The sequence below is a fragment of the Klebsiella sp. HMSC25G12 genome (assembly GCF_001807705.1).
Classification (GTDB): Bacteria; Pseudomonadota; Gammaproteobacteria; order Enterobacterales; family Enterobacteriaceae; genus Klebsiella; species Klebsiella variicola.
The window spans coordinates 13216-28596 of the sequence record NZ_KV789913.1 but is presented as its reverse complement, the minus strand read 5'-3'; the positions used below and the strand labels follow the sequence as shown (position 1 = coordinate 28596).

At 58.8% G+C, this 15381-nt stretch carries 15 protein-coding genes and 1 pseudogene; 8 read left to right on the top strand and 8 right to left on the bottom strand.

Features of this window, described 5'->3' with window-relative positions:
- The first annotated feature begins 405 nt into the window (after nt 1–405).
- From kpnE to HMPREF3096_RS22435, 3 genes are all read left to right on the top strand, one after another.
- On the top strand, nt 406–768 hold the full coding sequence (kpnE, locus tag HMPREF3096_RS22445) for a multidrug efflux SMR transporter subunit KpnE (RefSeq protein WP_008805029.1): 363 nt from the start codon (nt 406–408) through the stop codon (nt 766–768).
- Nucleotides 755–1084: a multidrug efflux SMR transporter subunit KpnF gene (gene kpnF, locus HMPREF3096_RS22440; protein ID WP_008805028.1), complete on the top strand. Its 330-nt coding sequence runs from the start codon at nt 755–757 to the stop codon at nt 1082–1084. Before kpnE ends, kpnF begins: the two co-directional genes overlap by 14 nt.
- Nucleotides 1085–1191: 107 nt before the next feature.
- On the top strand, nt 1192–3348 hold the full coding sequence (locus HMPREF3096_RS22435; protein WP_016160957.1) for a putative bifunctional diguanylate cyclase/phosphodiesterase: 2157 nt from the start codon (nt 1192–1194) through the stop codon (nt 3346–3348).
- Here the strand turns inward: HMPREF3096_RS22435 and HMPREF3096_RS22430 are convergent, their stop codons facing one another.
- Nucleotides 3349–4161, bottom strand: coding sequence for a trypsin-like serine peptidase (locus tag HMPREF3096_RS22430; protein ID WP_012968314.1), 813 nt, complete (start codon nt 4159–4161; stop codon nt 3349–3351).
- Between the two features lie 626 nt (nt 4162–4787).
- Here HMPREF3096_RS22430 and HMPREF3096_RS31065 point away from each other — a divergent pair.
- Complete coding sequence (locus HMPREF3096_RS31065) at nt 4788–4925, top strand: hypothetical protein (protein ID WP_153690771.1); 138 nt, start codon at nt 4788–4790, stop codon at nt 4923–4925.
- Between the two features lie 173 nt (nt 4926–5098).
- Here the strand turns inward: HMPREF3096_RS31065 and asr are convergent, their stop codons facing one another.
- Both asr and HMPREF3096_RS22420 read right to left on the bottom strand, forming a co-directional pair.
- Nucleotides 5099–5518, bottom strand: coding sequence for an acid resistance repetitive basic protein Asr (asr, locus tag HMPREF3096_RS29800; protein ID WP_043875352.1), 420 nt, complete (start codon nt 5516–5518; stop codon nt 5099–5101).
- 175 nt (nt 5519–5693) lie between these two features.
- Complete coding sequence (locus HMPREF3096_RS22420; protein WP_032730277.1) at nt 5694–7181, bottom strand: carboxypeptidase M32; 1488 nt, start codon at nt 7179–7181, stop codon at nt 5694–5696.
- Nucleotides 7182–7397: 216 nt separating this feature from the next.
- Between HMPREF3096_RS22420 and HMPREF3096_RS31225 the strand changes: the two genes are divergently transcribed.
- Nucleotides 7398–7490 carry a KPN_01571 family protein gene (locus HMPREF3096_RS31225; RefSeq protein WP_004206050.1) on the top strand — a complete coding sequence of 31 codons (93 nt, stop codon included), beginning with the start codon at nt 7398–7400 and terminating at the stop codon, nt 7488–7490.
- 30 nt (nt 7491–7520) lie between these two features.
- On the opposite strand, the gene HMPREF3096_RS22415 is transcribed toward HMPREF3096_RS31225, so the two are convergent.
- Complete coding sequence (locus HMPREF3096_RS22415) at nt 7521–8771, bottom strand: MFS transporter (RefSeq protein WP_008805023.1); 1251 nt, start codon at nt 8769–8771, stop codon at nt 7521–7523.
- A gap of 130 nt (nt 8772–8901) precedes the next feature.
- Here HMPREF3096_RS22415 and HMPREF3096_RS22410 point away from each other — a divergent pair, with 130 nt between their 5' ends.
- The 3 genes from HMPREF3096_RS22410 (at nt 8902) to bioD (ending at nt 11972) form a co-directional block, all read left to right on the top strand.
- Complete coding sequence (locus HMPREF3096_RS22410; RefSeq protein WP_008805022.1) at nt 8902–9804, top strand: LysR family transcriptional regulator; 903 nt, start codon at nt 8902–8904, stop codon at nt 9802–9804.
- 124 nt (nt 9805–9928) lie between these two features.
- Nucleotides 9929–11149: a sugar metabolism global transcriptional regulator Mlc gene (gene mlc / locus HMPREF3096_RS22405; RefSeq protein ID WP_032691385.1), complete on the top strand. Its 1221-nt coding sequence runs from the start codon at nt 9929–9931 to the stop codon at nt 11147–11149.
- A gap of 127 nt (nt 11150–11276) precedes the next feature.
- On the top strand, nt 11277–11972 hold the full coding sequence (gene bioD, locus HMPREF3096_RS22400; protein ID WP_012541855.1) for a dethiobiotin synthase: 696 nt from the start codon (nt 11277–11279) through the stop codon (nt 11970–11972).
- Here bioD and clcB read toward each other — a convergent pair.
- The 4 genes and pseudogenes from clcB to HMPREF3096_RS22380 form a co-directional block, all read right to left on the bottom strand.
- Nucleotides 11925–13220, bottom strand: coding sequence for a voltage-gated ClC-type chloride channel ClcB (gene clcB / locus HMPREF3096_RS22395; RefSeq protein ID WP_032730279.1), 1296 nt, complete (start codon nt 13218–13220; stop codon nt 11925–11927). The two genes, bioD and clcB, sit on opposite strands and share 48 nt — an antisense overlap.
- Before the next feature lie 136 nt (nt 13221–13356).
- Nucleotides 13357–13962, bottom strand: a pseudogene (gene dmsD, locus HMPREF3096_RS22390) (Tat proofreading chaperone DmsD); the annotation flags it as partial.
- A gap of 41 nt (nt 13963–14003) precedes the next feature.
- Nucleotides 14004–14861, bottom strand: a complete 858-nt coding sequence (locus HMPREF3096_RS22385; protein ID WP_023340086.1) for a DmsC/YnfH family molybdoenzyme membrane anchor subunit — start codon at nt 14859–14861, stop codon at nt 14004–14006.
- Nucleotide 14862: 1 nt separating this feature from the next.
- Nucleotides 14863–15381: 4Fe-4S dicluster domain-containing protein (locus tag HMPREF3096_RS22380; RefSeq protein WP_228704807.1), on the bottom strand; the 519-nt coding region annotated here is incomplete at its 5' end.

Below are 15381 nucleotides of genomic sequence, written 5' to 3'. Positions count from 1 at the left end.
TTGCGTTACATTAGCATAATGACGTTTTTTTGCAGAAAAAACGCATTGAAGCAAAACGGCGGCGTAAAGAATTGCAAATTCTTTGAATTAAATGTAGCACTATGCTACAAATTTATCTGTGTATAACTACTGAGGACAATTTTCATCCGCAACGGACGAGAAGCAACACCGCGGATAATTGTAATTTTATGGACAATCAGTTCAGGATGTATATTTTAAACCACCCCGCAGTCTCTCTCTCTTTTTCCCGTTTTGCCGGCGAGCAGCACTGGCATTCGGCGCTATAGTCACCTTCTCTCTGCCTGAGCTGGCGCCAAGCGCACAGCGAAATCTACGTCAGAAATTTTCCTGTTTACGCCTCGCGTAAACGGTAATGGATTATATTCTCAAGCAGGAGAAGGGATCATGTTTTATTGGATTTTATTAGCTTTAGCTATTGTTGCTGAAATTACCGGCACCTTGTCGATGAAATGGGCGAGCGTGAGCGGTGGTCATACCGGTTTTATTTTAATGCTGGCCATGATTGCTCTGTCATATATTTTTCTTGCCTTTGCGGTTAAAAAAATTGCCCTGGGTGTGGCCTACGCGCTATGGGAAGGGATCGGCATTTTGCTGATTACCGTGTTTAGCGTGCTGTTGTTTGATGAAAGCCTGTCGCCGCTGAAGATCGCCGGCCTGACCACCCTGGTGGTGGGGATCGTCTTAATTAAGTCCGGCACCCAGAAAAAAGCGTCGTCAAAGCAGGAGGTGGCCCATGCAGCAGTTTGAGTGGATCCACGCCGCGTGGCTGGCCGTCGCCATCGTGCTTGAAATCATTGCCAACGTCTTTTTGAAGTTTTCCGATGGCTTCCGCCGCAAGGTCTACGGCATCCTGTCCCTGGCGGCGGTGCTGGGCGCGTTCAGCGCCCTGTCGCAGGCGGTTAAAGGGATCGATCTCTCGGTCGCCTATGCGCTGTGGGGCGGCTTCGGTATCGCGGCTACCATCGCCGCCGGCTGGGTGCTGTTTGGTCAGCGCCTGAATAACAAAGGCTGGGCGGGGCTCATCCTGCTGGTGGCCGGCATGGTGTTAATTAAACTCGCCTGACGTCTCGCCGCCTGCAAAGCCAGGCGGCAAAACAGGTCCTCTGTAGTATGCTTAACTCAAGATCAGCCCCTCGCTGATAGTGTGCCTGGTGACGATGAGGACTGCGCATGTTCACTGCTTTCGGCTGGCGGAAAATTCCTTCCGCCAGGACGTTGTCAATAATGATATTCCTCGCCGGCCTTGGACTCACCGCGTCGGTCATTTCTCTGCTGTATCTCTCACAACACCTGATTGCCAGCAAATCTAATGAAATCGATCAGCAGCGTTCGGTGCTGTCGGTGGAAGGGGCGGTACAGACCTCGGTCAATCGGGTGCTGTCGCTGGTGCTGGACAATGCCATCTGGGATGACGCGGTAACGCAGACCTACGCCCCGTCACTCGATCAGAAATGGCTTTACGATTCCTGGGGATCAGGCTTCAAAATCAATAACCTGTACGATGGCACCTTTGTCCTCGATGAACATTATCGTATCCTGTGGGGCGCCTTTCAGAGCCAGGTGCTGCCCCGGACTGACCTCTCATTTCTTGGGGCTGGGCTGACCAGTCTGATCCGCTCTCATGCACAGGCATTGCGTGAGGGAAAAAACGCCTTTGCCGGTATCACGCGCACGGAGGCCGGGATCGCCTTTGTCGGCATCGGCCTGATACGCCCAACGACAGGTCGGCTTCAGGTATTTGATGCGACGCGGCGCTATCTGGTGATAACCCGGCATATCAACCCCCAACTGCTGGAGCGCCTGGGTGACACCTTTCAGATTCGTCATCTGCATCTCGCCGAGGGTCCTGGCGCCTACCGTATTCCGCTGCGAACGCAGGCGGGTGAGGTGCTGGGATACCTGGCCTGGCAGCCGCGCCTGCCTGGCGCTGAAGCGGCGCAGGCCTCGTCAGGCAGCATGGGACTGATCGCCGGGGTGGCGGCCAGCCTGATCCTGCTGTTTATCCTTTTTAGCAGTTTGGGCATGTATAAGCTGGCGCGCGGGGAGCGTCAGGCGCGGGAGATAGCCATGATTGACTGGCTGAGCCGTCTGCCTAACCGGCGAGCGCTTCTGCTGCGGTTAAGCCAGGTATGCGAGACGGGGAAACACGATATTCAGTGCGTGGTGTTTATCGATCTGGATGGTTTTAAGGACGTCAATGATAACTATGGTCATGATGTCGGCGACGCCCTGATCCGCCATATCGCCAGCGCCCTACAGACGCGGGTACCGACGGGGGCCATGCTGGCGCGGATGGGCGGGGATGAGTTCGCCATGGCGGTGAGCGGCGCAAAGGCGATTGACCGGGCGGCGGCGTTCGCCTGGGCAGCGCTGGAGCTGCTGAAAGCGCCAGTGACGCTCAGCAAACGCAAAATTTATATCGGCGCCAGCATTGGCATCGCCAGCGGCGCCCCGGCGGAATGTTCCAGTACCGAGCTGTTTCGCCGGGCCGACATCGCCATGTACCATGCCAAGAAGAGCGGGAAGGGGCGGACGGCCTGGTATGACGATGCGCTGGATGCTGTGCGGCGTCATCAACTGATGATTGAGAACGGCATCCGCCAGGGGCTGGAGCAGGATGAATTTGAGGTCTGGTATCAGCCGGTGGTCGATGCCGATACCCTGGCGATGACCGGCGTGGAGGCGCTACTGCGCTGGCCGCGACGCCCGCAGGGGGCGCTGGCGCCGGATGCGTTTATTGCCATCGCCGAGAGCAGCGGCCTGATTGATGCCCTCGGGCAGTTCGTTCTGCAACGCGCCTGCAGCGACCTGCAGCCGGTTGACGATCTCCTTTTGTCGGTGAACATCTCGCCAGCGCAATTTCGCGACCCGGCTTTTGAAAACCGGGTGATGAAGACCGTCGCGGCCTGCCGCTTTCCGCCGTCGCGCCTGCAGGTGGAGGTGACGGAGAGCTATGTGCTGGAAAATCCGGAACGTTCGCAGGCGGTGGTGGAGAATCTGAAGGCCCAGGGTATTGCCGTGGCGCTGGACGATTTTGGCACTGGCTACTCAAGTATTGGCTATTTACGCCGCTTTCGCTTTGATAGCCTGAAGATCGACAAATCTCTCGCCGGGCGGGTGGACAGCGATGAACAGGCGGCGGAGATGGTGCGCGGGACGGTGCGCATTGCCCGCGCGCTGGGGATGACGGTCGTGGCGGAGGGGGTTGAGGATCCGCAGCAGCTGACGCTGCTGCGGCGGGCCGGCTGCGACCGGCTTCAGGGGTACTATTTCAGTAAACCGATGCCGATCGCCGATCTGCTGCAGCGGCGTCAGTCGCAGGGGTGATTACTCTCCGGCCAGTGCTTCCAGCTTATCGCGAAAGCCGGTAACCGAAATGGCGCGGTTGTCAGCCCGCCAGCGATCCTGCGGACCGGGAGCGGAGCTTTGCACGGCGATCACTTGCCAGCCGTCCTCCGTTTTCAACAGCAGCGGCGACCCGCTGTCACCTGGCAGCGTATCGCACTGATGCGACAGCACGCTGTTTTGCGCCCAGCCGGTCACGATGCAATCCTGATGGCTGTACAGATTATCCAGATGATCCTCCGGATATCCCGATTGGGTCACTTTACGGTCCGCTGCCTTCAGCGCAGCGGTGAGATCGGCCTTGCTACCCGGGAAGAGTGGGATCGGCGTGATGCCCGAGGGAGCATAGCGCAGTACGATCAGGCCAAAATCTGACGGCGCCGCGGCGGAGGGCACGATCCAGCCATCGCCATCGGCCTTCAGGCGCTTACCTAAGGCCGGATCCACTCGCCCTTCAATGCCGTGAATTTCATATACCCAGCCGCCCTTGCGCGAAATAAAGCGCAGAGCAACCGCTTTGTCCGGTTTGCCGCGCGGAGGCGTCAACAGACAGTGGCCAGCGGTCAGCGCCAGGTGAGGGGAGATAAGCGTCGCTGTGCACAGATTGCCGCTGGCGGTTTCCAGTTGGCCGATCGCATCCCACGGGCTTTCCTCGGGGTGGCTCACCGCTTTTCGGTCATCATGGCCGAAAAACAGCGTCTTAATATCTTTGGCGCTCAGTCCGCTATCATCGGCATGTGCGCCCAGAGGTAACAGATAAAATGAACACAGCAATAACAGAACGTCTCTACGCATATCACTCTCTGGGGAGGCTATGATGTCTATTGACAGTAGCAGGAGATTTAAGTTTTTGAAAGTAAACAATAATTCTAAGCAGGCCAAACCGTTGCCATCAGGCGAGACGGGCTGACGCTGCCGCTGGCAAAACCGTCTGATTTCAAGCGGTTAATACCAGCTGAACGCTGTTGCTATTTCCGCAGAAAGCGACGTCCGACGCAACAAAATTCGTGTATCAGAACGTACTGAACCCGGCGAATAATTCACCAACCGGATATTAAGATTATTCCTGGTTTGCCAGCGATTCGCTGAAAAATAATGTGCTTGCCCGCCAAAACTTCACCAGAATTCGCACTTCTTTACGCCTCTCGTAATTATTTTCAATGCGAAACATTTTCTCACCGAAAACGTTGTTACCGTCACTCCGCCGTTGAGTAAATAGAGAGGTAATACCGGCGATGATAGCCTGAATTCTATTTCCCCGACGTTGGGAGGGTATATGTCTAAAAAAGGTATTCGCGCACTGGTTTATGTTTCCCTGGTCTCAGTTGCTATCTGGGGCGCGACCGGTTATCTGGTGATGGAAGCGGTGCGCGTACTGTGAAGCGTCTGGTCACAACGAGGTGGCCGGCGCGCGCTAGTTTATGACTACAGTGTCTGGCGTCTTCGGGCGCCGGGCATTTTTTGTGCCGCAGGAATTTCAGGGTAATGAGACGCGGGAAGGTGTCGTCAGCGATCGCCGTACGGTATTTATTATTCTGCAAAGCCAGCAGAAGCAGTAAATGAGAGCGTGGCGGAAATGATTAATAGAGGAAAAAGCGGGTAGCAACCACTGCGCAAATGATTAACAGGATCAGGATGAGCTCGAAACGATAGCGCCGCAGCATAGTGCTCTCCAGAAAAAACGGCGCTGAAACAGCGCCGATTATTAAGAAGGTTAGTTCACCGGGAGGAATTATGCTGCCGGCTGTGCAGCAGGTTTAGCGGCCTGGTGTTTAGTGGTTTTGTGGTGTTTTTTTGCAGCCTGCGCTTTCTGTGCTACCGGTTTAGCCGCAGCTTTGTGGTGCTTTTTAGCCGCCTGAGCTTTCTGCGGAGCAGCGGGTTTAGCTTCTACTTTTTTGTGTTTTTTAGCGGCCTGGGCTTTCTGGGCAGCGGCTGGTTTAGCTTCTGCTTTTTTGTGTTTTTTGGCAGCCTGAGCTTTCTGCTCTGCAGCTGGTTTTGCCGCGGCTTTGTGGTGTTTTTTGTGATGGGTGGTCTTGGCAGCAGTGCTGTGGGTAGCAGCCGGTGCCTGAGTGGTGCTTACTGCGTCAGCAGCGAAAGCGGCAGAAGAGAGACCCATAGCAGCGGCAACGACCAGAGCTAATACTTTTTTCATTCTGATATCCTCGAAAAGTTTTCTTAATTTCAACCCCACTGCGGGGCCGGTGAAATCACTATATGCTTGTCTTTTCGAGCTTTCCGTGAGTGTTTGGTATCGGCGTGTAACCGAATGTACAACACGCCTGGCCGTGGGGAGTGGAAGGACGCGCCGGGCAACCCGGCGCGTACGATCACAGATAGCGGGCGGTAAGGTGTTCGCGGAAGTAGCGGCTGTTGAGATCCTCGCCGGTGGCCTGCTGGATCAGCTGCGAGGTGGAGAAGCGGCTGCCATGCTGCCAGATATTCTGCCGCAGCCAGTCGAACAGGGCGCTGAAATCGCCCTCCGCAATATCGCGGTCTAACGTCGGCAGCGCGCGCCGGGCGGCGGCCATCAGCTGGGCGGCATACATCGCACCCAGCGTATAGGAAGGGAAATAGCCGAATCCGCCGTCGGTCCAGTGAATATCCTGCATGCAGCCGTCCCGGTAGTTGCCGGTGGTCGACAGCCCCAGCCAGTGCTGCATCTTCTCGTCCCACAGCGCCGGGATATCATCTACTTCAATCTCGCCGTCAATCAGCGCGCGTTCAATTTCATAACGCAGGATCACATGCGCCGGGTAGCTGACCTCATCGGCATCGACGCGAATAAAGCCCGGTTTCACCCGCTGATTCCAGGCGACAAAGTTGTCGCTGCTAAAGGCTGGTTGATCGCCAAAACGCTCACGCACCGCCGGTAACAGGCGGTTGAGGAAAGGCTCGCTACGTCCCAGCTGCATTTCAAAAAACAGGCTCTGCGACTCGTGGATAGCGGTGGAGCGAGCGAGTCCTACCGGCTGGTCGACCCACGGGCGAGGCAGATTCTGTTCATAGCGGGCGTGGCCGGTTTCGTGGATCACGCCGAACAGGGCGCTGAGCAGGTCGTTTTCGTTGTAGCGGGTGGTGATGCGCACATCCTGGGGGACGCCGCCGCAGAACGGGTGAGCGCTGATGTCGAGGCGCCCGCCGTCGAAGTCAAAGCCGAGGATACGCATGGCCTGCAGGCCCAGCTCGCGCTGAGCGGCAATCGGGAAAGGCCCCTGCGGGGCGAGTAATGTCTGCGTCGCTTGCTTAGCGACCGCTTGCCGCAGCAGGGAAGGCAGCCAGGACTTGAGGTCGGCAAACAGGCTATCCAGCCGGGCGCTGGTCATATCTGGTTCGAAAATATCGAGCAGCGCGTCGTAGCGTGAGCCGCCTCTGGCATCGGCGCGGATCTGCGCTTCCTGACGGCTCAGCTTGACCACCTCGCGAAGATTGTCGGCAAAGCCAGCCCAGTCGTTAGCGGGACGCTGGCTGCGCCAGGCATGCTCACAGCGGCTGCCAGCAAGGGATTTTGCCTCCACCAGGCTCTCCGGTAACAGCGCGGCCTGATCGTACTGACGCTGCATCTCCCGCAGATTGGCCTGCTCGACGTCGTTGAGGTCCTGCTGGCGGGCCTCCTGCAGCCATTGGCCCACTTTTTTATCGGTCAGGATCTGATGCTGCAGCACGCCGAGCTCCGCCAGCGCTTCGCTCCGGGCGGCGCTGCCACCTGGGGGCATCATCGCAAACATATCCCAGCCAGCGATGGCGGAGAGATGCGAAAAGCGCGACAGGCGCTGAAAGGTACGAGTAAGCTGCTGATAAGGCGTATTTTCAGTCATAGTGGCGTTCGGTCCGTGACAGGTGAATGAACAGGTTATCGGTATCCTTCTACACTATCCTGATACGCCCGGCGGGTCGAGCGTTGCGCACAGGGGAAGGGAAAGACACATGGCGGGAGAATAAGCTCACCTCTGTGATCGGTGTGACAGAAAACGGTAACATATCGGTACTAAACTGTGATCGATTACACAGGTTTGGAGGTTCGGGGGTGGTTTATGAATCCGTTCACCTGGCTGTTTATTGCACTGCTGTCCGTTGATGCCGTCAGAGAGTTGATGGGCTTGTCTTCCATTATGGGCATGTGGTGAAACGTGGCCCGCAGGCCACGTCACACGCGACTATTTCAGTCGTTGATGTAAGCAGGTGCCGGTCAACAGCGCGGCAAGGAGCAGCAGCGCGATAAACCCACCGACGCCGTTCCAGCCGTAGTGATGCCAGAATACCCCGCCTAACGTCCCGGCAAGACTTGAACCCAAATAATAGCTGAACAGATACAGCGATGACGCCTGACCGCGGGCGCGGCGGGCGCGTGGGCCAATCCAGCTGCTGGCGACGGAATGCGCGGCGAAGAAGCCAGCGGAAAACAGCAGCATGCCGATGAAAATAAGCCACAGGGAAGAAAAGAGCGTCAGCAGCAGGCCGCAGAGCATGACAGCGGTAAAGCCGAGCATCACCGGTCCGCGGCCAAAGCGTACGGTCATGGCCCCTGCCTTCGGTGAACTCCAGGTCCCGGTGAGATAAGCTACCGACAGCAGGCCTACCACCGCCTGGCTTAGCGACCATGGCGACATCATCAGCCGGTAGCCAATATAGTTAAACAGGGTGACAAAAGCGCCCATCAGCAGAAAACCTTCGACGAACAGCAGCGGCAGACCGCGGTCGCGCCAGTGCAGACGGAAGTTGATCAGCAAGTTTTTCGGTCGCAGCGAGGTCGAGCGGAAATGGCGCGACTCGGGCAGAATGCGCCAGAACATGATGGCCGCGGCCAGCGCGAAGCCACTGATCACCGCCAGCGCCACGCGCCAGCCGAAGAAATCGGTAAAGACCCCGGTCAGCAAGCGGCCGCTCATGCCGCCGATGGAGTTGCCGCTGATATATAACCCCATCGAAAAGGCGACGAAACTGGGGTGGATCTCCTCACTCAGGTAGGTCATGCCGACCGCCGCCACGCCGCTCAGCGACAGGCCGATCAGGGCACGCATAATGAGGATGCCGTGCCAGCTGGTCATCATGGTCGACAGCAGCGAGCAGCAGGCGGCCAGCAGAAGGGCGGTGACCATCACCGGCTTGCGCCCGATGGCGTCGGACAGCGGGCCGGTAAACAACAGGCCCACCGCAAGCATCGCCGTGGAAATGGAGAGTGAAATACTGCTGCTGGCCGGGGAGACGCCGAACTCGTTCGACAGCACCGGCAGGATCGGTTGCACGCAGTAGAGCAGAGCAAAGGTGGCCAAACCGGCGGAGAACAGCGCGAGGGTGACGCGCATAAATTGCGGGGTGCCGCGCTTAATAAACTGATCCGGGCGGGATGCACCAGCGACGCTGACCTCGCCCGCCGGCACGGTGTCAACGGTTGTTGTACGACTCACAGAGAATTCCTTGCGTAGAAGTTGCTGCTTACCAACAGAATGTTGTGACCATTCAGCTCACATTTTTAGGGTATGAAAATGTAAATATTCTGTCTAATATATTAATAATCTCAAATAAGACGTTTTAAATATGAATATCGAGTTGCGTCATCTGCGCTATTTTGTCGCCGTCGCCGAGGAATTACATTTTGGCCGGGCCGCAGCGCGACTGAATATTTCTCAACCGCCGTTAAGCCAGCAAATTCAGATCCTCGAGCAGCAGACCGGTGCCCGCCTGTTTGCGCGCACCAATCGCAGCGTCAGTCTGACGGCGGCCGGAAAGCAGTTTCTCGCCGATAGCCGACAAATTCTTGCCCAGGTGGATGACGCGGCCGCCCGCGCTGCGCGTCTGCATCACGGTGAAACCGGCGAACTGCGTATCGGCTTTACCTCCTCGGCCCCCTTTATCAAGGCGGTATCCGATACGTTGTCGATGTTTCGTCAGCGCTACCCGGATGTGCATATTTTGACCCGCGAGACCAACACCCGCGAACAGATTGTGCCACTGAGCGAGGGGGCTCTCGATCTGGGGCTCCTGCGCAATACCCAACTGCCGGACACCCTGGCGTGGGAGCGGGTGCTGCGCGAGCCGTTGCTGGCGATGGTCCCGGCCGACCATCCGCTGGCCCGCCAGCCCTCGGTCAGCCTGGCGGCGCTGGCGCGCGAACCCTTCGTCTTTTTCGACCCGCACGTGGGTACCGGCCTGTATGACGATATCCTCGGCTTGCTGCGTCGTTACGGTCATACGCCGGTGATTGCCCAGGAGGTGGGGGAGGCGATGACCATTATTGGTCTGGTGGCCGCCGGACTGGGGGTGTCTATCCTGCCTGCCTCCTTTCAGCGCGTACAGCTCAGTGAAATGCGCTGGCTGCCGATCGACGAACAGGATGCGGTGTCGGAGATGTGGCTGGTGTGGTCGAAACATCATGAACAGGGAGCGCTGGCAAAACGCTTTCGCGAGTCGCTGCTGGCCTGGAAAACCGAGCACAATTGAGGCGAAAAGGGGCTGGAAATGTGCGGTAAATCACAAGGCTAAGTAAAAATTTGACGTTCACCATCGAAGTGCTTCACCATAGCCGAAAGTTTATTTCGAAGCGCGAAAATAAAGGGAGTCAATGGTGGTAGCGGATAGTCAACCAGGCCATATCGATCAAATTAAGCAGACCAATGCGGGCGCCGTGTATCGCCTGATTGATCAGCTCGGCCCGGTATCGCGTATCGACCTCTCCCGATTTGCGCAACTGGCTCCCGCCAGCATCACCAAGATTGTCCGCGAGATGCTGGAAGCGCATCTGGTGCAGGAGACGGAGATCCAGGAGCCCGGCAGCCGTGGCCGCCCGGCGGTGGGGTTGATGGTAGAAACCGAGGCCTGGCACTATCTTGCGGTGCGCATCAGCCGCGGCGAAATCCACCTTTCGCTGCGTGATTTAAGCAGTCAGCTGGTGGTGGAGGATCAGCTGGAGCTGGCCCTCACCGACAGCACGCCGTTTCTGACCCGTATTATTGATCATATCGATCGGTTCTTTATTCGCCACCAGAAGAAGCTGGAACGGCTCACCTCCATCGCCATGACGATGCCGGGTATTATTGATACCGAAAATGGCATTATTCATCGCATGCCGTTTTATGAGGATGTCAAAGATGTGCCGCTGGGCGATGTGCTGGCCAACCATACCGGGGTGCCGGTCTACATTCAGCATGACATCAGCGCCTGGACTATGGCGGAATCGTTGTTCGGCGCCTCGCGCGGCGCCCGGGATGTCATTCAGGTGGTCATCGATCATAACGTCGGCGCCGGGGTTATCACCGACGGACGCCTGCTGCATGCTGGCAGCAGCAGCCTGGTGGAGATCGGCCATACTCAGGTCGATCCCTACGGCAAGCGCTGCTACTGCGGCAACCATGGCTGTCTGGAAACCATTGCCAGCGTAGAGAGCGTGCTGGAGCTGGCGCAGATGCGCATGGCCCAGTCGATGAGCTCGCTGCTGCACCAGCGTCCGCTGAGCGTGGAGTGGCTGTGCCAGGCCGCGCTGCAGGGCGATCTGCTGGCCAGAGACATTATCAGCGGCGTGGGTAACCACGTCGGGCGGATTCTGGCGATCATGGTCAATCTGTTTAACCCGCAGAAAATTCTGATTGGCTCGCCGTTTAATCTGGCGGCAGATATCCTTTTTCCGGCAATTTCCAGCTGCATTCGGCAACAATCGCTCCCGGCCTACAGCCAGCATATCGCGGTTGAAAGCACCCAGTTTTCTAATCGTGGCACGATGGCTGGTGCGGCGCTGGTCAAGGATGCGCTCTATAACGGATCCTTACTCATACGACTGTTACAGGGTTAACATTTTTTCATAGTCACACCAAAAATTGCGCTATCTCAAGCCGACCTCTGGCGGCATCACGTAGACTTTGCCCACTGTTGATTATTTCTCTCCCGTATATTTCATCGACAAAACTGTGGGGTTAGTGATGTTTAAGCGTTTCTTTATTACAGGTACAGACACCTCTGTCGGGAAGACAGTGGTTTCCCGTGCGCTGTTGCAGGCACTTGCTGCCAGAGGCAAAAGCGTGGCCGGGTACAAGCCTGTGGCGAAGGGCAGCAAAGAGACGCCAGACGGTTTGCGTAACAAAGACGCGCTGGTGCTGCAGAGCGTCTCCACGCTGGCGTTGCCGTATGAGGCTGTCAATCCCATAGCGTTAAGTGAAGACGAAAGCAGCGTGGCGCACAGCTGCCCGATCAACTACGGTTTGCTGTCGGATGGTTTGCAGCGACTGGCCGGTCAGGTCGATCACGTGGTGGTTGAAGGCACCGGCGGCTGGCGCAGCCTGATGAACGACCTGCGACCGCTCTCCGAATGGGTGGTACAGGAGCAGCTCCCGGTGCTGATGGTGGTGGGGATCCAGGAGGGGTGTATCAACCATGCGCTGCTGACGGCCCAGGCGATCGCCAATGACGGGCTGCCGCTGATCGGCTGGGTGGCCAACCGCATCAACCCCGGTCTCGCGCACTACGCTGAAATCATCGATGTCCTCAGTAAGAAGCTGCCGGCGCCGCTGATTGGCGAGCTGCCGTACCTGCCGCGCGCCGAACAGCGTGAGCTGAGCCGCTACGTCGACTTAGACATGCTCGGCAACGTGATGGCGATAGATCGAATCCCGGCGTAACGTCCGCGACAGCACCGACGCCACCACGCAGGTGATCAGCAGGCCGGGCAGCAGCGCATACTGCCCGGTCATCTCACAAATCATCAGGGTCGACATGATTGGCGCATGGGTGGTGGCAGCCAGAAACGCCGCCATGCCGGTCAGACCGATCATCATAGCCATCTCTTCATTCCCCGGTAGCCATAGCCCGCTGACGCTGGCAAACAGCATGCCCATCGCCAGGCCGACAAACAGCGTGGGGGTAAAGACCCCGCCCGGCGCGCCGGAGCCGCTGCTGGCCAGCACCGCCAGCAGTTTGCACAGGAAAACGCCGGCCAGCAGTACGCCGGACGGCGGCATCTGCAAATAGCTTTGCACCACGCTGTAGCCGTTGCCCCACACCGCCGGGGTGATGAGCGATAAGCCGCCGACAATCAGCCCCCCCAGCGCCAGCTGCCACGGCGGCGTCAGTTTCAGTTTGACGAACCCGCGGTGGCTGTAGTCCATCAGCCAGATAAACAGCGGGCCGCACAGCCCGGCCAGCAGGCCAGTCGCCAGCATTAAACCATAGTGCAGCGCGCTGAGGTTCTGCTGCAGGACGACGTGGTACAGCGGCGCGGCGCCGCCGTTGAGAAACTGCGTCAACAGCAGGGCGATCACCGCCGAGATAACGACCGGCCCAAGCGAGGCCAGCATCAGCGTGCCAAAGAGAATTTCAGCAATAAACAGGCTGCCGGCCAGTGGGGCATGATAGGCGCTGGCCATCCCGGCAGCGGCGCCGCAGGCGACCCACAGCTTCCATTCAGTCTGCGGCGTGAAGCGGCGGGCGAACAGCGACGCCGCCAGCGCGGCCAGCAGGATCATGGCGCCTTCCCGGCCAATCGCGCTGCCGGTGACCACGACCAGCAATGACGCCAGCGATTTCACCAGGCTTGCCGGCGTATCGAAGCAACCGTCGCCGGTCTCCAGGGCTTCCATATAATCGGTGGCGGCATGCGGGCGCGCGATGCTGCGTCGCTGCCACAGCCAGAGAAGTGTCCCTGCCGCCAGGCCGCCCAGCGCCGGGGTAATCAGCCGCCGCCACGCCGGCAGCGACTGCGCCGCGTTGACCAGGCTCCCGCTGTCATTGCCAAGAAACAGCGTTTCCAGCACCACCATCGCATGGCGAAACAGCGCCACCGCCAGGGCGGCGAGAAGGCCAATCAGCGTGGCGATCAGCAGGCGGCGAAACATCACCTGCACATCAGGATAGGGATGAAGACGGTGCATCAGTTACGGCGAGGTTCGGAAAACATGGCCTTATTGTGATAGGGAATAACCTTAGATGCAAAAGCGATAAGTGCGGGTGAGGGGCTGGGAAGCGACGAAATAAAACCGCGCCGGATACCGGCGCGGTGAAGGGGTAACGATAGAGCGCTTTTTCCGCCACGGCGATCGGCAGATTCTCCTGCCACTGCGCCAGCGTTGCCTGCGCCAGCTGACCCAGCGCCTGGTAGAAGGGGTGGGCGGCATGGTCGACAAAGACGCTCAGGAAGCGCCCGGACCACGGCAGCAGGTGCCAGGCCAGCAGCTGGGCAAACAACGCATCCTGCTCCGTCTCGCACAGCCATGCCGCCAGCAGCAGCAGGGTGCCGAAATGATCTTCCGGTTCGTTACGCTCGGCGTCCAGTGCGATGCCGTTCGTGCGCATCCACTCGCGCAGGGCCAGCGTGGAATCGCCAAACAGCACTGACTCTTTATCCAGCCAGACGGATCCCCATGGCGGCGCCGGCAGGGCCCACGGGCCGATAAACAGGCGTTGCCAGGCTTCCGGTAATGACTCTTCCGTCGACGCGGCAAAGGCTGACGCCAGTGGGGCGGTTACCGGGAAGGGCCACTGTTGCTGCCAGCTGCCGTCCTGGAAGGCGGCGACCAGCGGCGCAATGTGCGCGCTATTCGGCGCATAAGAGAACAGCGCGCCCAGGGTGCGGGCGCTTAACGCGACAGCGTCGCGGTTTGGGATCGGCATCATTACTTATTCCTTTCTGCGGCGCGCGCCAGCGCGCCGTCTCATTAACCGGCAACCGCCATACCGACGGTCATATGCAGACCATAAAACAGGCCGCGACCAATACATTCCGCGATCAAGACCAACAGCAGGCCGATCAGCAGCCCCGTAGCGCGCGGCGGTTGGCGGCGGATCAGCGGACACAGCCAGCAGCCAAGACCGAGAGCCAGCAGTATCAGGCGTAACGCCTGGAGTTTGCCGTAATCTGGCAGCAGGGTGGCTGCCTGCTGGACTGAACTGTGAATGGTACTGAGTCCGGCGCTTTGCATGATGATAACGACGGCGCCGATCGCCAGCGCGGCCACGCTGAGTCCGGCAAAAAACCAGCCGTTAAAGTTGACTTTCGCCAGCCGCAGCAGCAGGGCGGCGAACAGCGGCCCGCTGAGGAGCATCGTCAGGAAGAACGCGCTGGTAGTGTAGCCATTGTACCATGTTGGCACGGTATCGATTTGGTAAACCCGGGTCATCGCCAGAACAAACAGCAGCCCCAACAGCATGGCGATCACCAGCCAGACTTTACCCAGCGCCGCCGGCATTTTGCCCAGTACCGCCAGCAGCCACCAGAATCCTCCCACGGCGAAGAACAAGGCGCCGCTGGCGATTTCATTGCTCAGCGCCGAGGCGCCGACGCGGTTCAGCGAGTTAAACGCGCGCAGCGGCGAACCGAGATGCATCACCGAAGCCAGAAAACCAATGCCCATCAGCAGCCAGATAAAAAACATGCTGCGCACCAGCCGTTGCTGCGCTTCGCGCTGGTTTGTCAGCGATAGCCAGCCCAGCCCGCTGACGAGGGTCGCGCCGACCACGCATTGCCCCAGTACCGTAAACAGCACCAGCGGCCATTCATGCCATCCGCTTCCCATCTCACACCTCCTTTGGATTTGCCAGATAACCGGTGGTATCGCCACACGGACGGGCATTGGCGTTAGGTTTGATCACGATACTCGGCCTGGTAAAGTGCGCCGAGGGCAGCGGGGCCACTGCGGCCAGCTGGCCGTGCTTGGCGCGCAGCTCGGCAATCGGCCCGAAATCGAGCGCCCGCAGCGGGCAGGACTCGACACAGATCGGTTTTTTCCCCTCGGCGACGCGCTCGTGACAGCCGTCGCACTTGGTCATGTGGCCTTTGTCGGCGTTGTACTGCGGGGCGCCGTACGGGCAGGCCATATGGCAGTAGCGGCAGCCAATGCACACCGCTTCGTTGACCACCACAAAACCATCGTCGCGCTTGTGCATCGCCCCACTTGGGCAGACCTTGGTGCAGGCCGGATCTTCGCAGTGGTTACAGGCGATGGAGAGGTAGTAGGCGAACACATTCTGCTGCCAGACGCCGTTGTCCTCCTGCCAGTCGCCGCCGGCATACTCATAGATGCGGCGGAAGCTGAC